This window comes from Ampullimonas aquatilis (assembly GCF_049675895.1).
Taxonomy (GTDB): Bacteria; Pseudomonadota; Gammaproteobacteria; order Burkholderiales; family Burkholderiaceae_D; genus Ampullimonas; species Ampullimonas aquatilis.
Map to the genome: position 1 here is coordinate 404803 of NZ_CP183834.1, position 19624 is coordinate 424426.

Here is a 19624-nt window from a genome sequence, read left to right on the forward strand (position 1 = left end):
CTTGTCGATTAGTCAGGGGTGCCGGGATTAGGCGCTTTGAGGTAAGGGAAGCTGCCTTCAAAGTCGGCATCACTGACGGTTGCGCCATCAGTGAATGGTGCGCTACCGGCAGGTGCATCGGCGGCCACACAACCAAAGGCAGTTGGATTGTTCAGGGTACAGAGCACGCCCATGGCCACGCGCAATTCAATATCGGCAGCATCATCGCCCGGACGACGACCGTTAGGAAAGCCCGCTGCATCATTGGCCAGTACGCCCAGATTTTTCTGCGCGCCTTTGGCGACTACAGGGGTTGCCGTGTTGAGGCGCAACATTTCCGAGCCTTTCACATTTTTAGGTTGATTCAGTCCGGGTACGCCAGTCAGGAAAGCGGTGACCAGATCCTGCCGTGGAAACTTGGTCGGAGCGGGTGCCGATGGGAATAAGGTCTGAATAATAGTAGGCAGGGTCGGATTGGTCACATAATCAATAAACTGACCATCATCACTCGGCTTGGAGCCATTGAAACGATCTTTATCTTTCAAACCAATCACCAGTTCGTTGACCAGCGGAATACCAAGGCGTGAAACCTGAGTCCAGGCACCACCCTGCAATGCGGTTTTGCTATAGCCTGCTGCCGGTGTTGGATTGAGCAAGCGGCCTTGACGCATGCTGGCCGTGGTCCAGCCACCAATCACCGTATCGCCACCTGTGGTCAGGCAGGCAATTGGTACTTCCATGGCCAGTGAGGTGATGTTCTTGTCATCGATCTGATTCTTGTTGCCATCGGCGGGGCCGATTGGGTTGAAGTCCAACAAGTCAAAAATACGACCAAGTGCTACATTGAACGGGTCTTTGCGTTGTCCCACAAACACTCTGCCAGTGCCACAATTGGGGATGTTGACGTTATAAATAAATTGGTTGGCATAAGTGGCGTAAGCATTGCCTGCACCAAAAGTTTTTTCACCAATATTGTCCAGTGGTTTGATGAATTCACTGGCGCCACCATTGGCATTGGTCAGGGTACTTTTGCTACCGCTGCGACGATCACCCTTGATCATGGTGATGCCATAGGTTTCCTTCAAATTTTGAGTGCCAGGGTTAATGCCGGAAATGGCACCAACCTGAACCAATGGGATCGCCACATTCTTGCCATTGATAGGTAAAGAAATATCCTTGAGGGTATTTTTAAAACGGAACTGAAAGGTGATGTCTTCTTTGGCATCGCCATTATTGTCGATATGAATCTCGTACAGCGCACTATCATCAAGCGAAAAATAGTTGGGACCACCATAGGCATCTTGTAGTGGCAGATAGTTGGCAATCAAGGTGACAAAGCCTTCACGGCCTGGTTCATAGCTGCGAAACATATAAAAATCGGTGCCATCGACCTTGGGCTGCGTGGTGATGAATGGTGCTTCGCGGTGGCTGGAAGCCATTGCTGGCTGTGTGACAACACCAGCCGCAAGCGCCAGTGGAATCAGACAGCTTAACAACTGCCTGTTGGGTTGAAATAAGGGTGTGCTCATGATGACTCCATATTGGTTGATGATGCCGATTGACGGTTTGGCCTGACCGGTCACAAGTTGGCCCGGTTATCATCATTACGAAGAGCATGTCATGCTGGATTCAATTTTTTATAATTTTTTTGTAGGCAATGGCCGATTCATGATTGGTAGCATTTTGTTAATGGGATATTGATTTGAGATAGCTGATCAAAGCCTTGCGATCTTCGGCATTGCTGACCGAAACACCCATCATCTGCCCTGGAATGAACGCTTCAGGATTTTTTAACCATTGATCCAATGTTTGTTCGTTCCATATCACCGAAGATTTTTTCAATGCATCGGAATACGCATAGTCTGGTACGCTACCCGCCTTGCGGCCTACTACACCTTGATGCATCGGCCCGACCCGATTGACATCGACCGAATGGCAGGCAATGCAGCGCGATTCATACAGTGCGGCACCCTGAATGACGTCAGCCCCGGACTGGGCGTAGGCGGGATTCAATGTCATTAGTATTTCAAGCATCATCATGGGTAGCGCGCGCATGGCGATCTCCTTGAATAACTTCAAATTAAAACAGCCTGATCCATCCTGGAGTCAGGCCGCAGAAACAACTTTTTTATTGAAAAATCAATATTTCAGTCAAGCACCAAAGCTCAACGGCATGGCTGGCAATGGCAGGCCGAGTGCACCTTGCAATGCTGTCCAGTGAGAGGTTTCGTCAGCCGCCAGACGACCAGCTACTTTGGCCAACTCAGCGTTTTTGAAGGATGGGATTACTGACAGATAGGCATTGGTGGCACCCAGTTCCAGCTTGGCAGCGAGCATCAATATGTCAGTTTGATTTTTCAATGTATCCGCTTTCAAGGCTTTGGCGTAATCATCCAATGATTTTTCGGCAACCGGTTTGCCGCCCATTTTTTCAATGGTGGCAATCAGTGCATCGCGATGACCTTTGTGATGGCTTTGAAACAGCACGGCCACATCGAGTGGCCCTTTTTGCAGCAAGCCACTTTTTGCGCCCAGTGTGTAGGCGTTAATGGCTTCGTGTTCCAGACCCAGGGCAACGTTGAGAATGGCGACATCACCTGCCATGGCACCACTATCGGCGGCCAAAGCCAGTTTGCTATTGCCCGCTAGTAGGGCAATGGCAGAAGCGGATAACGCCAGCTTGCTGCCCTGGCCAAACAGGCGACGGCGTTGGTTGTTGATTGACTGATTGATTGGGTTGATGATGATTGATTCGTTGGACATGATCTTCTCCAAATGAGTTGAGGGTTGGTCGCGGCACACACTGTGTGGCCTGCTGACTCTCAATACGCGCACAAATTTCATTTGGATTCAAAAATCTTTGTGAAGGCATTTTTTAATCATGCGATTCACAGTGCCAAATTGGCAATGAGTCATCAATTCATTGGTTTTGACGATCAGGCTGTTTTAACGCTTTTTGAGAAAAGCGCTCTGCTGAAGGCGTAAAAAAGGGTTTTCAAAGCCTTCTGAAAACCCTTTTGAACGTACTTAAAAATCGCCAAAAACAGCATACTAGGTAGTAGTAATGTCTATTATTGGCTTATTAAGTGCGTTTTTATTGATTGATATTTTTTACTCTATTGGAGTATGTGAGTTAATGAGTCAGACTGATAAAGCCAGATCCAGCACTTCAATCCAATGCCGCACCGGCACATGGGTGCCGGATTGCAGATGGGTGATACAGCCGATATTGGCTGAGACAATCATTTGTGGCTCGGTGGGGGCGATGTTGGCGAGCTTGCGATCACGCAGATTGGTCGCCAGTTCGGACTGCAAGACCGAATAGGTGCCAGCCGAGCCGCAACATAAATGGCTGTCGGCGGGCAGGCTGACGGTAAAGCCCAATTCGCGCATTAAAATTTCAACATTGCCGCGCACCTGCTGGCCATGTTGCAAGGTGCAGGGTGGGTGATAAGTGAGCCGTTGCAGACCGGTGGCTTGCGGCACTTTGCCGGTGTTGCCCAACTGCGCAATGCGTTGATGAATGGCTGAGCCCAGCGTTGGTAAAAATTCGGCCAGGTCTTGAGTAAGGCTGCTGATGCGGCTCGCCTTCTCGGCGTAAGCGGCCTCATGGCGCAACAGATGCGCATAATCCTTGACCATGCTGCCGCAACCAGAGGCATTCATGATGATCGCCTCGGCACCGGCTTGCACCAATGGCCACCAGGCATCGACATTATGACGCGCTTGTTGCAGCGCACCTTCATGGTCGTTCAGGTGATGACGAATCGCGCCACAGCAACCGGCTTCAGCGGCCACTTGTACCGCAATGCCAAGGGTTTGCAAGACGCGTTGCGTGGCCACATTGATATTGGGCTGCATGGCAGGCTGCACACAACCGGCCAGCATGATGACTTTGCGATTGCCCGTCACTGCGGGTAAAGGCCGGGTGCTGTGATGCAAGGCCGGCGTAGAGGCCGGTACTTTATTTTTGAGTACACCTGGCAAGAGTGGCCGCACCATCTGCCCCAGCTTGAAGGCTGGACCAAATAACGAGGAAGTCAGTCCAACCTTTAAAGCGCCACGCACTGCGCCTTGCACCAATGAGCGGGGCACCTGTTCATCCACCAGCTTGCGGCCAATATCAATCAGGCGGCCATATTCAACACCACTGGGGCAAGTGGTTTCGCAATTGCGACAGGTCAGGCAACGATCCAGATGCAACTGTGTGGTAGCTGTGGCCGGTTGACCTTCGAGCACCTGCTTGATCTGATAAATACGTCCGCGTGGCCCATCCAGCTCATCACCCAAAATCTGGTAAGTCGGGCAGGTCGCGGTACAAAAGCCACAATGCACACAACGTCGCAAAATGGCTTCAGCTTCCTGGCCTTCGGGCGTATGGCGGTACTGTTCGGCGAGTTCGGTTTGCATGTGTGTGTTGTAGATGACTGATATTCAAAAATTAAATTCTTTACCACAAAGACACAAAGTACACCAAGATTCATTGGCTTGATTTTATAGTGGCAAGAGCCAGTTAGTCGTTGCTTGAATGCCAGCTGGTCAATCGACATCACAACCATCCGGCTTTGCTTGGTGTACTTTGTGTCTTTGTGGTAAATCCCTTTTAAACGATTAATCGTCCCGGATTAAAAATACCATGGGGATCAAACTCCTGTTTGAGCCGTTGATGAATTTTTAGCAAATTGGCCGACAGGGGCGTAAAGCGTTGCGTATTGGCGTTCATCAGATTGTTGGCGGCCGCAAAATAAAGCGTGGCATGGCCACCAAGCTGTTGTGCCACCGCACGGATTTGCTCGGCTTGTGCATTGCTAAACAGCCAGCGCTGTGCACCACCCCATTCAATCAATAAAGTGCCATCAAGTGACAGCGCAGGCGCAGTGGACGGCAAACTCAAACGCCATAAATGGCCATCCTGTTTAAAAAAATCATGTTGCTGATCGCGCAATTGCTGCCAGTGTTGTTGTGCGGCGGTCTTGTCGAGCAGTTCGCCACCTAGACGGGTTTGCGCACTGGCAACCGCTGCCTGCGCACCCGACAGGCGAACATGGAGCTGTCCATCCATCCAGCTCGATGCGGATATCGGCAAGGGCAAGCCTGCCCATTCATTGAGCTGCTGGAGTGCTTGCGCCTGCTTAAGGCTAAAGCTCAGTGTTTTTTCCTGGGTGGGCACCGGCAAGACCTTGACCGAGACTTCGCTAATCAAACCCAATGTGCCGAGCGAGCCAGCCAGCAAGCGGCTGACATCATAGCCCGCCACGTTTTTCATGACGGTGCCGCCAAAGCGCAAGTCTTGCCCTAGGCCGTTGATCAAGCGTGCACCCAACATAAAGTCACGTACCGCGCCTGCCGTGGCGCGGCGTGGGCCGGACAAGCCCGCTGCCACCACGCCACCAATGGTGGAATTGGTAGCAAACCGCGGTGGTTCAAATGCCAGCATCTGGCCGCGCTGCGCCAGTAAATTTTCAATTTCTTGTAGTGGCGTGCCACAACGCGCGGTGATCACCAGCTCGCTCGGTTCATAGTCAAGCACACCATGATAGGCAGAGGCATCCAGCACGCTCGTGGCCGCTTGCGTTACTTCACCATACCAGTGTTTGCTGTTGCCACCCTGAATGCGCAAGGGTGTGCGTTGGCTAATCGCTGCCTCAACTTGCGCAAGCAGGTCTTTGAGTTCAATGGAAGGTTGGGTCATGATCGTCATTAAAAACGTTCCAGTTCGGCAAATGGCAGTTGTCCGCCATGCACATGCTGTTTGCCGTATTCGGCACAACGATGCAGCGAAGGAATACCCTTTTCAGGATTCAGAATGCCAGCCGGATCAAAGGCACGCTTGACGGCAAAAAATGCGGCGCGTTCATCATCATTAAACTGCACACACATTTGATTGAGCTTTTCCAGACCCACGCCATGTTCGCCCGTCACCGTGCCGCCCAGCTTGACCGACAACTCCAAAATTTCAGCACCAAATGCCTCGGCCCGATGTAATGAATCGGGATCATTGGCATCAAACAAAATCAGCGGATGCAAATTGCCATCACCAGCATGAAACACATTGGGACAACGTAATTGATATTTCACTTCCATCTGGCTGATGGCGGTCAGCATTTCGCCCAGCCGTTTGCGTGGAATGGTGCCATCCATGCAGTAATAATCAGGCGATACGCGCCCTGCAGCAGGAAAGGCATTTTTACGCCCGGCCCAAAATACCAGTCGCTCGGTTTCACTTTGTGAGACCTGCAAACGCGTGGCACCGGCACTGCTCAACACCGCTTCCATATGCGCAATTTCTTCGGCCACTTCTTCAGGTGTACCGTCGGACTCACACAACAAAATTGCCGCCGCATTGAGGTCGTAACCGGCCTTGGCAAATGGCTCTACCATCACTGTTGCGGCCTGATCCATCATCTCCAGGCCGGCCGGAATAATCCCCGCTGCAATCAGGGCGGCCACAGCTTCACCGGCCACTGCCACATCGGCAAAACTCGCCATCAGGCAACGCGCCACCTGGGGCTTGGGAATCAGCTTGACGGTGACCTCGGTCACAATGCTCAACATGCCTTCGCTGCCAATCATTACCGCCAGCAAGTCCAGCCCGGGCGCATCCAGTGCTTCACTACCGTACTCCACTACTTCGCCAGCACTGGTCAAGCCACGAATCCGCAACACGTTATGCACCGTCAGGCCATACTTTAAACAATGCACGCCACCCGAGTTTTCAGACACATTGCCGCCGATCGTGCAGGCAATCTGGCTCGATGGATCCGGCGCGTAATACATGCCATAAGGTGCCGCCGCTTCGCTGATGGCCAGATTGCGCACACCCGGCTGCACAATGGCCGTGCGGCTATAAGCGTCTACTTTAATAATCTGATTCATGCGTGCCAGACTCAGCACAATGCCTTCGGCGTTGGGCGTTGCACCACCCGATAAGGAAGTGCCCGCACCGCGCGGCACAATCGGCAAACTCAGTTTGCTGCACAACTGTAAAACCGCGGCCACCTGGGCTTCGGTTTCTGGCAGCAGCACCACTAAGGGTAGCGCCCGCAACATCGCCAGACCGTCGCACTCATAAGGGCGCACTTCTTCAGGCGCATGCAAAATACAGTAGGGCGGCAATATCGCGTGCAAAGCCGGCAAAATCTCATCCCGGCGCGCTTGCAACCGGGCATTGGCAAGGGGTGTCGACATGGCAGGTTTCCTTAGGGCAGCAGCAGTACTGGTTAAAAGCGTAGATGGCAAGTTGTTGCGACAACCGGCAGCTTTTGTCCAGCATAGTCAATTTTTATCGTCTCGTCATGTACAAATCAGCAAGGTCAGGCTGACAGCAGGGTGATTCGTGCAGGCAAACAGTATAGGAGTGGGGACTGGGTAGGGCGGGGTGGTCTGACCAATTGGAGCTGCAGGTACTTATTTTTCAATACTTCGCTATTAGAAATATATGGATGCTATAAATTGTGCTATTGAAATTTTATGTAAAGAGCTGATGCTATGGGGCTGCATGCTGTACTAACTTTACTTCTCGAAGAATATCTTTCAGAGTCCAAAATGGAATTGAAAAAGAATCCATTGGCATCACTAATCCGAGAGGATATTCCAAAAGAAATACGATCGATAAGTAGTCTAAATGAAAGATATTTAATAGAAGGTAGTCCTGGAAAAGGTAACTGGGCTCGCGTTCCTTGGATTGCTATCTTCGATAGATTGATAACCGAAAGTGCGCAAGATGCTTATTATTTAGTCTATCTAGTTAAGGAAAATTGCGAAGGTGTATTTTTATCCCTTAATCAAGGTGTGACTTCAATCAGAAGTCAATACGGTGAAGACACAAAGAACGCCCTTCGCGTGAAAGCCGCTGATTATGCCGCTCGCTTAGGGGATAAATTGGAGGGATTGGAGGTCGGTCAAATAGATCTGTCAGTATCTTCAAGTTCCAGTCTTGGAGCACTTTATGAGTATGGATCGATTTGCTCTATTTACTACAGCAGGGTAAACGTACCTAATGATGAAATCCTGTTTTTAGATCTAAGAAGATTTTTGGACTTATATCTGACACTTGCATCAAGTGAGTCGCAACTTTTTGAGCAAGTTGATGCTGAAGAGGATGAGCTGGGAATTGGAGTGGAGGATTTACGAAATCTAAGGGAGCATAAACGAATAGAGCGTAATAAGAGTTTAGCTTTGCAAGCTAAAAAAATTCATGGCTATATTTGTAAAGCTTGTGGATTTGATTTTGAAAAAGAGTATGGCTCAATTGGGGCAAAATTCATTGAGGCACATCATTTAGTTCCATTGTCGAATTATAAAAATCAAAAAGTAACTTTGGATGCCAAAAATGATTTTACTGTTCTATGCTCAAATTGCCATCGAATGATCCATAAGACTGAATTCGTTAATAAAATCGAAGAATTCAGGGCAAAATACGTAATAAAGTGAGGTCGCAGAATTGGTCTTTGCGTACCTATTTAACTATTACCGCCCCTCCGGCCGCTCAATCTCTCTCAATATCTGTGCATAAAGCGCATGCCGTTGCGGCAGAATCTGTTTGTCATTTAAGGCGCTGAGGATGCCGCAGCCGGGTTCTTGCAGGTGGCGGCAGTTGTAAAAGCGGCAATGGCCAAGGTGGGGGGCAAAGTCGGGCAGGGCACGTTCGAGCTGGCCTTCGCTGACATGATACAGGCCAAACTCTTGAAAGCCGGGTGAGTCCACCATGGTGGTGTCATCATCTAAGCGGTACATGCGCGTGAAGGTGGTGGTGTGACGGCCTGCGCCGAGCGCAATGGAGATTTCACCAATGCGGGCCTGGGCTTCGGGCATGACCAAATTGACGATGGACGATTTACCCATGCCGGATTGCCCAACCAGTAAAGTACGCTGGCCTTGCAGCACGGCTTGCAGTTGGGCGCGGGCAGCATCGGGCTCGGCATAGGTGGAGATCGGCATGATCTGATAACCCATGGCGGCATAGCCTGCGAGTCGAGCCTGGGTGGCCGGTAAAAATTCGGTGAGGTCGGTCTTGTTGAGGATGATCACAATCTTGATTTTTTCAACTTCTGCGGCAATCAGGGCGCGGCCTAATAAGTCTTCGGAAAAAAACGGTTCGGTAGCGACCACCATCATCAGTTGAGTGACATTGGCGGCCAACAGTTTTGACTTGAACTGGTCGGAGCGATAGATCAGCGCAGCGCGTTCTGCAATACGATCAATTACGCCCTGGTCGGCCGAGCTTTGCTGCACGATGACCCAGTCGCCCACGGCCACATCACTTTTTTTGCCGCGTGTCGAGCAGGTGAGTAATTGAGTCTGGTTGGGGATGGCCACCACATAATGACGGCCATGGGCGGCAATGACTTCACCGCGTAAGGTTGTCACTGCTGGTGTGGTTACTTGCGCTGCGGCAGTGCTGGTATCAGCGTGGGCTGGCCGTTTGTTTTTGCCGCTCATGCGTGCTGAATGGTCAAAGATTTCAGATGACCAATTCGTACCGAAGCCGGTGGATGAGAATCATAAAAAGCCGAGTGCACCGGATCAGGGGTGAGCGTGGAAGCGTTGTCCTGATACAGCTTGACCAAGGCGCTGATGAGATCATTGGCATTGGTTTTGGAAGCTGCAAAGGCATCGGCCTCAAACTCCTGCTTGCGTGAAGTACGTGCCGAAATGGGGCGCAGGAAAAAGGTAAAGACCGGCATGATCATGAAAAACAATAACAGCGCCAAAGCATTGTTGTTGTCATTCATGGCGGGCATCACACCCAGGTCGGTAAAGAACCAGGTTTGAGTTTTCAAGAAACCCAGCAGGGCCAGACCAATAAAGGACAAGGCAAAAATCAGCACGATGCGTTTGACCACATGCTTATGTTTAAAGTGACCGAGCTCATGCGCGAGGACGGCTTCAATTTCGGTTGGTGAAAGGCGCTCAATCAGCGTATCAAAAAACACAATGCGCTTGGCGGCACCAAAGCCGGTAAAGTAGGCGTTACCGTGGGCCGAGCGGCGGCTGCCATCCATCACAAACAAGCCTTTGGCAGCAAAGCCGCAGCGGGTAAGTAAATTTTCAATACGGGTTTTGAGTGACTGATCGGCCAATGGCTCAAACTTGTTGAAGAGCGGGGCGATGACAGTTGGATACAGTACTAGCATGAGCAGGTTGAAAGCCATCCAGCCCAACCAGGTATAGAGCCACCAGTAGGTGCCGGCACTTTCCATCAGCCACAACGCGGCGAGTGCCACGGGCAGGCCAATCACCGCGCCAATCAAGGTGCTTTTGATGAGGTCGGTAAAAAACAGGCCGATGGTCATTTTATTAAAGCCAAAGCGTTCTTCCAGTACAAACTGGCGATACAGGCCAAAGGGCATATCCACCAGACCGGAGATCACGCCAATGCTGGCAAAGAGCGCCAGATCACGCACATAGCCGTGCCCCAGCCAGCCGGTGAGCGCCACATTGATGGCGTGAATGCCACCGAGCAAGGTCAGCACCACCAGTAACACCGCACCCACTACCACTTCAATCATGCTCAGGCGCACTTTGGCGGCAGTGTAGTCGGCGGCTTTTTGATGGGCGTCAAGCTGAATGCGATCGGCAAATTCGCCCGGCACCGCGGCACGATGTTGCAGGACATGGCGAATCTGGCGACTGGACAACCACAGGCGGGTACCAATCATGATGAGCAGGGCAATACAAAAAATCAGGGTGAACATGCGGTCGTAATCCAGTCAATAAACAATCAGCTAAAAATATCACGGCAATGCGTTCTGCTGGTGGCAATGCACCGGACAAAAAGGCTTTGAAAGATCTGCAGGGTTTTCAAAAGCGCAGCCGGGCAGTGTACGGCAGAACAAGAAATCAGGGGCTATGCGAAAATCTCTGCCAAGCATAACGCAAAACCGTATTTTCTTCCCTGGATCGATTGGATAAACAGCATGACACAAGACAACAACCTGCCGGCAGATCAGCAAGGCCCTAACGAATTCAACCTGATCTGGGTCGATATGGAGATGACCGGACTTGACCCTGATACCGACAAGATTATTGAAGTTGCCGTGGTGGTGACCGATTCCAACCTCAATATCATTGCCGAAGGGCCGGTACTGGCGGTGCATCAGAGTGACGAGATCATGGGCAAGATGGACGCCTGGAATACCGCCACGCATGGCAAATCGGGCCTGACTGCGCGGGTCAAGGCTTCTACCATTGATGAGCAGGCTGCGGAAGAACAGCTGATCGCGTTTTTATCGCGCTATGTGCCAAAAGGCAAATCACCGATGAGCGGCAACTCCATTTGCCAGGATCGCCGCTTTATGGCGCGTGGCATGCCCAGGCTGGAAGCATTTTTCCACTATCGCAATCTGGATGTGTCTACTGTCAAAGAGCTATGCAAACGCTGGCAGCCCGAGATCGCTAAGGGTTTTCAAAAGCGCAATGCGCATACTGCGCTGGCCGATATTCATGAATCGATTGACGAGCTCAAGTATTACCGCGAAAAATTTTTCATCCAGACGGCCTAGGCGCCTCGCGGCGTGCTGCAATCATGACAGGCAAAATTGGGCGGCTGACATAGGCGGCCTGATTGCGCACAACGTGATTCATTGGCATTGAGTAATCAATAAGGCGACATAAAGGCGCATCATGTTTGCAACCATTCTGGGTGTGGTTGGCCCGGTATTTCTGATTGTCCTGTTTGGTTTTGGCTGCGCCCGCCGCATGCCATTCGACCTCAAGGAATTCAACTTCATCACCATTGAGCTGTTTGCGCCGCTGCTCATCATCAGCTCGCTGGCCAGCAAGGAGTTTGACTTGCAGGCGCAGCGTCACCTGATTGTCAGTGCGGCCTTGATTGTGCTCGGCTCGGGCGTGATTGCCTGGCCGATCGCCAAACTGGCCGGCGTCTCGCGCAAAACCTTTGTACCACCAATGATGTTCAGTAATACCGGCAATATGGGTCTGCCGCTGGCGGTTTTTGCGTTTGGTCAGGCGGGGTTGGCCGCTGCGGTGGCGATGTTTTTGGTGTGCAATCTGCTGCACTTTACGGTCGGGCTGAAAATCCTCAACTGGCAGGCTTCGCTCAAGACGCTGGTCAAAAATAATATTGTCTGGTCGACCTTGCTGGGCCTGGCGCTGGGCACTTTGCATATTGCCTTGCCCGAAGCGCTGATGCGCGCGCTCAAACTGCTGGGCGAGGCGACCATTCCGATGATGCTGTTTGCGCTGGGTGTGCGCATGACCACCACGCCGCTGACCAACTGGCGGCTTGGTTTGCTGGGTGGACTGGTGTGTCCGTTAAGTGGCTTGGTAATGGCAGGTGTGTGCGTGCTTTTGTTGCCGCTCAGTGGGCAGGAAAAACTCCAGGTATTTTTGTTTGCCGGATTGCCGCCAGCCGTTTTCAATTACATGCTGGCCGAACGCTATGGTCAGGAACCTGACAAAGTCGCCTCGATTGTGCTGGTAGGCAACGCTTTGTCGGTATTCTTTATTCCCTTGGCGCTCTGGCTGGGTTATCAATTTAATCAGTAATTTACTAAAAAATAAGGAGTATATTGAAAAATGTACCTTATAAAGTGCTTATTTATTGGTTATTAAAAATTACTGATGTGGAGTATAAAATTGTTGTTGCGGCGGCTACGAATACTTTGATCGGGCGGGAGGGGTTGGACTCGGAAGGTTGTTCAGGTAGGCAATTGCCATTGGCATAATAAAAAAGGGCGCTCAAGCGCCCTTTTTTATGGATGATTCACCTGCTTATTTTTTCAGGCTGTCACGAATTTCACGCAACAACACGATGTCTTCAGCCGGTGCTGCTGGTGGCGCTGGAGGGGCTTCTTTTTTCAGTTTGTTCATTTGCTTGACCATCATGAAAATGATGAAAGCCAGAATAATGAAGTTCAGGGCCACAGTAATAAAGTTACCGTAGGCAAAGACAGCGCCAATTTTCTTCGCTTCAGCCAATGGCAGCGCGGCGTCTTGGCCGGCCAGTGCCACGTAGTAGTTGGAAAAGTCCAGACCACCAAAAATCTTGCTGACGATAGGCATGATCAGATCACCAACTGCAGAATCAACAATCTTGCCAAATGCGCCACCAATGATGACACCAACGGCCAGATCCATCACATTGCCGCCGGCGGCGAAGTCTTTAAATTCTTGCAACATTCCCATTTTTTACTCCCTTTAAGAGTTGACAAGCATCCGGAGATTCCGGTGAGAGCTTCAAGCAACCAATAGCTTAAAGTTCTGCGAGTTTAGTTCAGGACTATCAAAGTTACAATTCCTTACGGCTTTTCAATGTTAAAAAACGTGTCGCGAGGAGCGGGTGGGGAACTGCCGTTTTACCTTTGGCTGGAATAATTTTCGCTAATGGCTGTCAAGGGCTTTTTTACGGTCATCGTATAACGTATAATTTAGGGTTGCATCTGAAACGCTTTTTTCCAATCTGGGGTTGTGATGAGTGAAAACCATATAGAAGATAGTTCCCGCCGTACCTGGCTGGTCGCGTCCTGCGTTGCCGGCGGTGTAGGCGGTCTGGCTGCTGCGGTTCCTTTTGTCAGCACATTTGCACCTTCCGAACGAGCCAAAGCGGCTGGTGCGGCAGTTGAGGTGGATATTTCTGCCTTGGCCCCAGGTGAGCTGAAAACCGTGGAATGGCGTGGCAAGCCGGTCTGGATTTTGAAGCGCACGCCAGAAATGATGGCATCGCTCAATAAAACTGAAAATCAGCTGGCTGATCCCAAGTCCGAGCGCAAGCCGGGTGAATTGACGCCTGAATATGCGCGCAATCAGTTCCGTTCACGCGAAGATCACAAGGATGTGCTGGTTGCGGTGGGTATTTGTACTCACCTGGGCTGCTCACCGTCTTCCAAGTTTCAGGCGGGTGCGCAACCTTCGCTGCCTGATGATTGGGCCGGTGGTTTCCTCTGCCCATGCCATGGCTCGACATTTGACCTCGCAGGTCGTGTTTTCAAAGGCAAGCCTGCGCCAGACAACCTCGAAATCCCTCCCTATGTTTATCTGTCCGACACCAAGTTGCTAATTGGTGAAGATAAGAAGGCGTAAGCCCCTGGGCTGGTCGTGATTGATAAAACTGATAATGGAGTCATCGAATGGCTAACGAAAAAGTAATTCCCGCTGATGCGTCTGCGGCAGAAAAACTGCTGGGCTGGGTGGATGCCCGCTTCCCGCTGACATCAACCTACAAAGCGCATCTGTCTGAATACTATGCGCCTAAAAACTTCAACTTCTGGTACTTCTTTGGCTCCCTGGCCATGCTGGTACTGGTGATGCAGATTGTGACCGGCATCTTTTTGGTCATGCATTACAAACCTGACGCGAGCGTCGCATTTGCTTCAGTCGAATACATCATGCGTGATGTGCCTTGGGGCTGGTTGATTCGCTACATGCACTCCACTGGCGCTTCCATGTTTTTCGTGGTGGTCTATCTGCACATGATGCGTGGCCTGATGTATGGTTCATATCGCAAGCCGCGTGAACTGGTGTGGATCTTTGGTGTGGCGATCTTCTTGTGCCTGATGGCCGAAGCCTTCATGGGTTATCTGCTGCCTTGGGGCCAGATGTCCTACTGGGGCGCTCAGGTGATCGTTAATCTGTTCTCCGCCATTCCCGTGATCGGTCCTGATCTGTCAATCTGGATTCGTGGTGACTACGTGGTGGGTGATGCCACGCTGAACCGTTTTTTCTCTTTCCACGTGATTGCTGTCCCGCTGGTCTTGCTGGGTCTGGTGGCTGCACACATTGTGGCCTTGCATGAAGTGGGTTCCAACAACCCGGATGGCGTAGAAATCAAGGCTAAAAAAGATGCCAACGGTATTCCTCTGGATGGCATTCCTTTCCATCCTTACTACACCGTGCACGATATTCTGGGCGTGAGCGTATTTTTGATGGTGTTCTCGGCGATTCTGTTCTTTGCGCCTGAAATGGGCGGCTATTTCCTTGAGTACAACAACTTTGTCCCTGCTGATCCATTCAAGACACCACCACACATTGCGCCAGTCTGGTATTTCACACCTTACTACTCCATTCTGCGTGCCAACGTGTACAACTTCTTCTGGCTGGATGCCAAGTTGTGGGGTGTGATCATGATGGGTGGTGCGGTTGTGATTCTGTTCTTCCTGCCATGGCTTGATCGCTCACCAGTCAAGTCAATCCGTTATCGTCCAACGATCCATAAAGTGATCTATGGTATCTTCATTGTGGCCTTCCTGATCCTGGGTTATCTGGGTATTCAGCCGCCATCACCTGTTGGTAACATCATTTCCCAGATCGGTACAGTGATCTATTTTGGCTTCTTCCTTGGCATGCCAATCTGGAGTACTTGGGGTAAATGCAAGCCGGTTCCTGACCGTGTCACATTTCAACCGCACTGATCAAGAAACGGAAAACTGACATGAAAACGACAATGATGAAAAAACTGATTCATTCGGTAGCCGGTCTTGGCTTGGCGATGGTGACAGGTTTGGCGATGGCCAATTCCGGTGGTTATCCACTTGATACTGCGCCCAATAAGGTAAAAGATCTGGCGGCCTTGCAACATGGTGCCAAACTGTTCGTCAATTACTGCCTGAACTGTCACGGTGCGGCTTCCATGCGTTACAACCGTTTGATGGACATTGGTCTGACGGAAGAGCAGATCAAGGAAAATCTGCTGTTCTCTACTGACAAAGTGGGCGAGACCATGAAAACGGCTTTGGATCCCAAGGATGCCAAGCAGTGGTTTGGTGCGGCACCACCTGATCTGTCCGTGATTGCCCGTGCCAAAGCGTCGGAGCTGGGTTCCGGTCCCGACTGGATCTACACTTATTTGCGCACTTACTATCGGGACGAAACCCGTGCTACTGGCTGGAACAACCTGGTCTTCCCCAATGTGGGTATGCCACATGTGTTGTGGGAACTGCAAGGTCAGCGTGCTGCCAAGTTTGAAGAAGAAAAAGATCCGCATGATGCCAGCAAGACGATCCATAAATTTGCCGGGTTTGAACAACTCACACCTGGAAAATTGAAGCCGGCTGAATATGATGAAGCTGTGGCAGATCTGGTTGGCTATCTGCAATGGATGGGCGAACCCAAGCAGCTCTATCGTAAACAATTGGGTGTTGGCGTACTGTTGTTCTTGTCGATCTTCACCTTGATTGCCTGGCGCCTGAATGCGGCCTACTGGAAAGACATCAAATAAATTCCGGCAATTTCTATAACAAAGTGGGCAGCACTGCCCACTTTGTTTTTTGTACTCAACAATAAAAGGTAACTCACCATGATGGTTCTTTATTCTGGTACCACCTGCCCCTTTTCTCAACGCTGCCGTCTGGTCTTGTTTGAAAAAGGTATGGACTTTGAAATTCGTGATGTTGATCTGTTCAATAAACCTGAAGATATTTCAGTCATGAATCCATATGGTCAGGTTCCCATTCTGGTTGAACGTGATCTGATTCTGTATGAATCCAATATCATCAACGAATACATTGACGAGCGTTTTCCTCATCCTCAGTTGATGCCTGCTGATCCGGTACAACGTGCCCGTGTGCGTCTGTTCTTATTCAATTTTGAAAAAGAGTTATTTGTGCACGTTAGCGCATTGGAAAGCAACGCAGCTAAGCAGGATGTCAAGCTGGTTGAAAAAGCACGCATGGCGATTCGTGATCGTCTGACGCAACTGGCTCCCATTTTTCTGAAAAACAAATGGATGCTGGGTGAAGATTTCTCCATGCTGGATGTGGCAATTGCACCGTTGCTCTGGCGTCTGGATCACTATGGCATTGAGCTGTCTAAAAACGCTGCACCTTTGTTGAAATATGCTGAGCGTATTTTCAGCCGTCCAGCCTATATTGAGGCATTGACGCCTTCAGAAAAGGTGATGCGCCGTTAAGCGCTTTACAGGAACGATCATGCCTGAAACATCGACCAAGCCTTATCTGATCCGTGCCATTTATGAATGGTGCACAGATAATGGCTATACGCCCTACATTGCGGTTGCCGTGAACGCCAATACACGGGTGCCAATGGAGTTTGTTAAAAACAATGAGATTGTGCTTAACATCAGCTTTGAAGCAACCAGCAAACTGAAGATGGGCAATGATCTGATTGAGTTTCACGCACGTTTTGGTGGTGTGTCACGTGAGATTTCAATTCCAATCGATAATGTGGCGGCCATCTATGCACGTGAAAATGGTCAAGGCATGGCATTTCCGATTGCGCCACTCAGTGATGAGGCTGGAGAAGAGCCAAACAGCACTGCTGCGAGCATCCATAAGTTAACCTCTGTGGACAATGCCATAACAGAAAAGAATGACAAATCGGTGACAGATGTTAATCCAGAACCACCCGAACCTGATGGCCCCAAGCCAACCGGCAGACCAAGTCTTAAACGCATCAAATAAGCGTGACAAGAACAAAAAGGTTGGGTTAGAATAGCATTCTTCGCCGGCTTAGCTCATCTGGTAGAGCAGTTGATTTGTAATCATCAGGTGGCGGGTTCAAGTCCTGCAGCCGGCACCAAATTAAAAAGCGACTTTCAGCAATGAAAGTCGCTTTTTTCTTTTCCAAAGTCGATACATTGTCGATATATTGCTTCGGTTTAACGACGTGCTTTATTTGCGGGTCAGGTTAAGCAGCGCAATCAGTTTGATGTTTCTTATTTATTTGCATACTTCTTCCATACGTCTTTTTTAGTTACTTGGTTGGCTGGGCAAGCAAGTCAGGATTTGCTTGCCAGTCCAACTGGCACCAGGGGCAAGATTAATTGGATTCTCAATCACGGCAGCTTCAATACATAACATCTTGCGATACCCTTCTGCTTGCATATCATTGAAGGCGGCACCTTTATCCGCACCAGGATTCCAAACCACCGTATCGGGAAAGCCGATCGTTGCAATTGATAAATCGTTTCTGACTTCTCGGACCAATAAAGGTTGGGGGCTGCAGTTGTAGATACGATCTACTTCACCTTGGATGCGCAAGACTTCGTTGGCCTGTTCACAGTTTTTAAGACCCAATGCGGAGTCTTGGTAACGACGATGTTGTAAGCCTAATACTTGCACGTCATCAATATCAACCACGGCCAAATAGGTGTGCAAGGCATGGGTAAAGGTGATGACTTGTTGATCCAGGTTGGTGATGGACAAAGCCAGTTCCAGCGTGCTTTCAAAGACACTCACTTGTAATTCAAGTTTGAATGCATGAGACCAGATGGCACGAGTCTGTTCATTGTCTTGTAAACTCAGCGTCGCTACCGCAGTGCCATCGGCAAGGCGGCTGGCAGATTGCAATTGCCAATGGCGGTTGCGTGCAAAGCCATGTTTAGGCAATGGCCCCTGGGCAGCAAACTGCGGAAAGATGACCGGTACACCACCACGAATTGCTACCCCTTCGGCAAAGCCAGAAGTGCTGCTCAAAAAGAGCCGGTTATCTGATTGACCGGCTGGAACCCAGCTTGTCACATGGCCGCCATGCAAATAAATCTCAGCGCGGGCACCATCGGCAGATTCAATCAAAATATAAGGCAATCCACCTTGGCCGGTGGCGAGCGTGAAGGTTGAGTCAGTCATAATCGTTTGTCGTGGAATTTGTCAATCCTTGCCAGGCAGGGCTCAGTGATTGAGCCAAACCCATCAGATCCATGACCCGGCCGATGGTGTGATCAACCATCGCCTCAATGCTTTGTGGACGTTGATAAAAGCCAGGCACCGGCGGGAAAATGATGCCACCCATTTCGGTCACGGCAGTCATATTGCGTAGGTGGGCCAGATTGAAGGGGGTTTCACGAACCATCAAAATCAGGCGACGACGTTCCTTGAGGGTCACATCGGCGGCGCGGCTGATCAGGTTGTCTGACATGCCGTGGGCGATGGAAGCCAGTGTCTTCATTGAGCAGGGCGCCACCACCATGGCATGCGTGGCAAATGAGCCGCTGGCAATGGCTGCACCAATATCTTTCGCCGTGTAATGTATATCAGCCAGTTGCCTGATGTCATCACGCCCCATGTTCGTTTCATGTTTGAGGTTCAATAAACCTGCGCTTGAGATCAGCAAATGGGTTTCAACGGTGGGCAGGCCGCGTAAAGCCTTGAGCAAACGCACGCCATAAATTGCACCCGATGCGCCAGTAATGGCAACAATGATTTTGATTGGGCTGGAAGTTGGGATCATCTAAAGTGGCTGCTTGTGACAAGGCCCACAGTGTAACCTGATGAATTGCTGGCCGAACAGGCGTGTCAGCCAGCATATGCAAAGTGCATCACCGCCTGGCCGATAGTTTGTACCGACCAGGGGTAAAAAATGCTTGCCGAATTGATTAGGCAGCTGTAATCAGTGTTTGCAGTTCACCGGAGGTGAACATTTCGTTCATGATGTCGGAACCGCCAATGAATTCACCCTTGACGTAGAGTTGGGGAATGGTTGGCCAGTTTGAAAAGGACTTGATGCCTTGACGGATTTCATCATTTTCCAGAACATTGACAGTCATCACGTTTTTGGCACCGCTGGCCTTGAGCAATTCGATTGCCTTGCCAGAAAAGCCGCACATTGGAAACTGGGCAGTACCTTTCATGAACAGCACAACGGGGTGTGAAGTCACGAGTTTTTGCAATTCAGCTTGTGTATCCATTTATTTCTCCATTCGAAGTCACTATTTTACCAAGGCCTAGAA

At 50.4% G+C, this 19624-nt stretch carries 20 protein-coding genes and 1 tRNA gene; 9 read left to right on the forward strand and 12 right to left on the reverse strand.

The window, feature by feature from the left end:
* Positions 1 to 8 precede the first annotated feature (8 nt).
* The 6 genes from ACMYR3_RS01845 to ACMYR3_RS01870 all read right to left on the reverse strand — a co-directional run bounded on the left by ACMYR3_RS01845 (position 9) and on the right by ACMYR3_RS01870 (position 7167).
* Positions 9 to 1508, reverse strand: a complete 1500-nt coding sequence (locus tag ACMYR3_RS01845; RefSeq protein WP_424193964.1) for a DUF4331 domain-containing protein — start codon at positions 1506 to 1508, stop codon at positions 9 to 11.
* A 157-nt stretch (positions 1509 to 1665) separates the two neighbouring features.
* A complete protein-coding gene (locus ACMYR3_RS01850) occupies positions 1666 to 2034 on the reverse strand; it encodes a c-type cytochrome (RefSeq protein ID WP_424193966.1) in 369 nt (122 codons plus the stop codon).
* A 96-nt stretch (positions 2035 to 2130) separates the two neighbouring features.
* On the reverse strand, positions 2131 to 2742 hold the full coding sequence (locus ACMYR3_RS01855; RefSeq protein ID WP_424193968.1) for a ferritin-like domain-containing protein: 612 nt from the start codon (positions 2740 to 2742) through the stop codon (positions 2131 to 2133).
* A 378-nt stretch (positions 2743 to 3120) separates the two neighbouring features.
* Positions 3121 to 4389, reverse strand: a complete 1269-nt coding sequence (gene glcF / locus ACMYR3_RS01860) for a glycolate oxidase subunit GlcF (RefSeq protein WP_424193970.1) — start codon at positions 4387 to 4389, stop codon at positions 3121 to 3123.
* A gap of 193 nt (positions 4390 to 4582) precedes the next feature.
* Positions 4583 to 5671, reverse strand: coding sequence for a glycolate oxidase subunit GlcE (gene glcE / locus ACMYR3_RS01865; RefSeq protein WP_424193972.1), 1089 nt, complete (start codon positions 5669 to 5671; stop codon positions 4583 to 4585).
* Positions 5672 to 5679: 8 nt separating this feature from the next.
* On the reverse strand, positions 5680 to 7167 hold the full coding sequence (locus ACMYR3_RS01870; protein WP_424193974.1) for an FAD-linked oxidase C-terminal domain-containing protein: 1488 nt from the start codon (positions 7165 to 7167) through the stop codon (positions 5680 to 5682).
* Positions 7168 to 7467: 300 nt separating this feature from the next.
* Between ACMYR3_RS01870 and ACMYR3_RS01875 the strand changes: the two genes are divergently transcribed.
* Positions 7468 to 8412, forward strand: coding sequence for an MrcB family domain-containing protein (locus ACMYR3_RS01875; RefSeq protein WP_424193976.1), 945 nt, complete (start codon positions 7468 to 7470; stop codon positions 8410 to 8412).
* Between the two features lie 36 nt (positions 8413 to 8448).
* Here the strand turns inward: ACMYR3_RS01875 and rsgA are convergent, their stop codons facing one another.
* Entirely contained in the window at positions 8449 to 9420 is a 972-nt protein-coding gene (gene rsgA, locus ACMYR3_RS01880; protein WP_424193978.1) for a ribosome small subunit-dependent GTPase A, read from the reverse strand.
* Entirely contained in the window at positions 9417 to 10676 is a 1260-nt protein-coding gene (locus ACMYR3_RS01885; protein WP_424193980.1) for a M48 family metallopeptidase, read from the reverse strand. The genes rsgA and ACMYR3_RS01885 overlap by 4 nt, the downstream gene beginning before the upstream one ends.
* A 222-nt stretch (positions 10677 to 10898) precedes the next feature.
* Between ACMYR3_RS01885 and orn the strand changes: the two genes are divergently transcribed.
* Both orn and ACMYR3_RS01895 read left to right on the forward strand, forming a co-directional pair.
* Positions 10899 to 11483: an oligoribonuclease gene (gene orn, locus ACMYR3_RS01890; RefSeq protein WP_424193982.1), complete on the forward strand. Its 585-nt coding sequence runs from the start codon at positions 10899 to 10901 to the stop codon at positions 11481 to 11483.
* A 121-nt stretch (positions 11484 to 11604) separates the two neighbouring features.
* Positions 11605 to 12489, forward strand: coding sequence for an AEC family transporter (locus ACMYR3_RS01895; RefSeq protein WP_424193984.1), 885 nt, complete (start codon positions 11605 to 11607; stop codon positions 12487 to 12489).
* A gap of 225 nt (positions 12490 to 12714) precedes the next feature.
* Here ACMYR3_RS01895 and mscL read toward each other — a convergent pair whose 3' ends face one another.
* On the reverse strand, positions 12715 to 13128 hold the full coding sequence (mscL, locus tag ACMYR3_RS01900; protein ID WP_424193986.1) for a large conductance mechanosensitive channel protein MscL: 414 nt from the start codon (positions 13126 to 13128) through the stop codon (positions 12715 to 12717).
* Between the two features lie 285 nt (positions 13129 to 13413).
* On the opposite strand from mscL, the gene petA reads away from it, so the two are divergent.
* The 6 genes from petA to ACMYR3_RS01930 all read left to right on the forward strand — a co-directional run bounded on the left by petA (position 13414) and on the right by ACMYR3_RS01930 (position 17475).
* On the forward strand, positions 13414 to 14022 hold the full coding sequence (petA, locus tag ACMYR3_RS01905) for a ubiquinol-cytochrome c reductase iron-sulfur subunit (RefSeq protein WP_424193988.1): 609 nt from the start codon (positions 13414 to 13416) through the stop codon (positions 14020 to 14022).
* 47 nt (positions 14023 to 14069) lie between these two features.
* Entirely contained in the window at positions 14070 to 15350 is a 1281-nt protein-coding gene (locus ACMYR3_RS01910) for a cytochrome b (RefSeq protein WP_424193990.1), read from the forward strand.
* Positions 15351 to 15370: 20 nt separating this feature from the next.
* Positions 15371 to 16156, forward strand: coding sequence for a cytochrome c1 (locus tag ACMYR3_RS01915; protein ID WP_424193991.1), 786 nt, complete (start codon positions 15371 to 15373; stop codon positions 16154 to 16156).
* A 78-nt stretch (positions 16157 to 16234) separates the two neighbouring features.
* Positions 16235 to 16846 carry a glutathione S-transferase N-terminal domain-containing protein gene (locus ACMYR3_RS01920; RefSeq protein ID WP_424193993.1) on the forward strand — a complete coding sequence of 204 codons (612 nt, stop codon included), beginning with the start codon at positions 16235 to 16237 and terminating at the stop codon, positions 16844 to 16846.
* Between the two features lie 19 nt (positions 16847 to 16865).
* Positions 16866 to 17357 carry a ClpXP protease specificity-enhancing factor gene (locus ACMYR3_RS01925; RefSeq protein WP_424193995.1) on the forward strand — a complete coding sequence of 164 codons (492 nt, stop codon included), beginning with the start codon at positions 16866 to 16868 and terminating at the stop codon, positions 17355 to 17357.
* A 42-nt stretch (positions 17358 to 17399) separates the two neighbouring features.
* Positions 17400 to 17475 (forward strand) — tRNA-Thr (locus ACMYR3_RS01930).
* Between the two features lie 170 nt (positions 17476 to 17645).
* Here ACMYR3_RS01930 and ACMYR3_RS01935 read toward each other — a convergent pair.
* The 3 genes from ACMYR3_RS01935 to grxD form a co-directional block, all read right to left on the reverse strand.
* Positions 17646 to 18524, reverse strand: coding sequence for a D-hexose-6-phosphate mutarotase (locus ACMYR3_RS01935; protein WP_424193996.1), 879 nt, complete (start codon positions 18522 to 18524; stop codon positions 17646 to 17648).
* Positions 18517 to 19125: a UbiX family flavin prenyltransferase gene (locus ACMYR3_RS01940; RefSeq protein ID WP_424193998.1), complete on the reverse strand. Its 609-nt coding sequence runs from the start codon at positions 19123 to 19125 to the stop codon at positions 18517 to 18519. Before ACMYR3_RS01940 ends, ACMYR3_RS01935 begins: the two co-directional genes overlap by 8 nt.
* Before the next feature lie 145 nt (positions 19126 to 19270).
* Positions 19271 to 19582 carry a Grx4 family monothiol glutaredoxin gene (grxD, locus tag ACMYR3_RS01945; protein WP_424194000.1) on the reverse strand — a complete coding sequence of 104 codons (312 nt, stop codon included), beginning with the start codon at positions 19580 to 19582 and terminating at the stop codon, positions 19271 to 19273.
* Between the last annotated feature and the right edge of the window lie 42 nt (positions 19583 to 19624).

Excerpts from the sequence above, each read along its gene's own strand:
- ACMYR3_RS01910 (WP_424193990.1), top strand. The coding sequence starts at position 14,070 with ATGGCTAACGAAAAAGTAATTCCCGCTGATGCGTCTGCGGCAGAAAAA.
- ACMYR3_RS01845 (WP_424193964.1), bottom strand. The coding sequence starts at position 1,508 with ATGAGCACACCCTTATTTCAACCCAACAGGCAGTTGTTAAGCTGTCTG.
- rsgA (WP_424193978.1), bottom strand. The coding sequence starts at position 9,420 with ATGAGCGGCAAAAACAAACGGCCAGCCCACGCTGATACCAGCACTGCC.
- mscL (WP_424193986.1), bottom strand. The coding sequence starts at position 13,128 with ATGGGAATGTTGCAAGAATTTAAAGACTTCGCCGCCGGCGGCAATGTG.
- glcE (WP_424193972.1), bottom strand. The coding sequence starts at position 5,671 with ATGACCCAACCTTCCATTGAACTCAAAGACCTGCTTGCGCAAGTTGAG.
- ACMYR3_RS01895 (WP_424193984.1), top strand. The coding sequence starts at position 11,605 with ATGTTTGCAACCATTCTGGGTGTGGTTGGCCCGGTATTTCTGATTGTC.
- ACMYR3_RS01920 (WP_424193993.1), top strand. The coding sequence starts at position 16,235 with ATGATGGTTCTTTATTCTGGTACCACCTGCCCCTTTTCTCAACGCTGC.
- orn (WP_424193982.1), top strand. The coding sequence starts at position 10,899 with ATGACACAAGACAACAACCTGCCGGCAGATCAGCAAGGCCCTAACGAA.
- petA (WP_424193988.1), top strand. The coding sequence starts at position 13,414 with ATGAGTGAAAACCATATAGAAGATAGTTCCCGCCGTACCTGGCTGGTC.
- glcF (WP_424193970.1), bottom strand. The coding sequence starts at position 4,389 with ATGCAAACCGAACTCGCCGAACAGTACCGCCATACGCCCGAAGGCCAG.
- ACMYR3_RS01940 (WP_424193998.1), bottom strand. The coding sequence starts at position 19,125 with ATGATCCCAACTTCCAGCCCAATCAAAATCATTGTTGCCATTACTGGC.
- ACMYR3_RS01915 (WP_424193991.1), top strand. The coding sequence starts at position 15,371 with ATGAAAACGACAATGATGAAAAAACTGATTCATTCGGTAGCCGGTCTT.
- grxD (WP_424194000.1), bottom strand. The coding sequence starts at position 19,582 with ATGGATACACAAGCTGAATTGCAAAAACTCGTGACTTCACACCCCGTT.
- ACMYR3_RS01925 (WP_424193995.1), top strand. The coding sequence starts at position 16,866 with ATGCCTGAAACATCGACCAAGCCTTATCTGATCCGTGCCATTTATGAA.
- ACMYR3_RS01885 (WP_424193980.1), bottom strand. The coding sequence starts at position 10,676 with ATGTTCACCCTGATTTTTTGTATTGCCCTGCTCATCATGATTGGTACC.
- ACMYR3_RS01935 (WP_424193996.1), bottom strand. The coding sequence starts at position 18,524 with ATGACTGACTCAACCTTCACGCTCGCCACCGGCCAAGGTGGATTGCCT.
- ACMYR3_RS01870 (WP_424193974.1), bottom strand. The coding sequence starts at position 7,167 with ATGTCGACACCCCTTGCCAATGCCCGGTTGCAAGCGCGCCGGGATGAG.
- ACMYR3_RS01850 (WP_424193966.1), bottom strand. The coding sequence starts at position 2,034 with ATGCGCGCGCTACCCATGATGATGCTTGAAATACTAATGACATTGAAT.
- ACMYR3_RS01855 (WP_424193968.1), bottom strand. The coding sequence starts at position 2,742 with ATGTCCAACGAATCAATCATCATCAACCCAATCAATCAGTCAATCAAC.
- ACMYR3_RS01875 (WP_424193976.1), top strand. The coding sequence starts at position 7,468 with ATGGGGCTGCATGCTGTACTAACTTTACTTCTCGAAGAATATCTTTCA.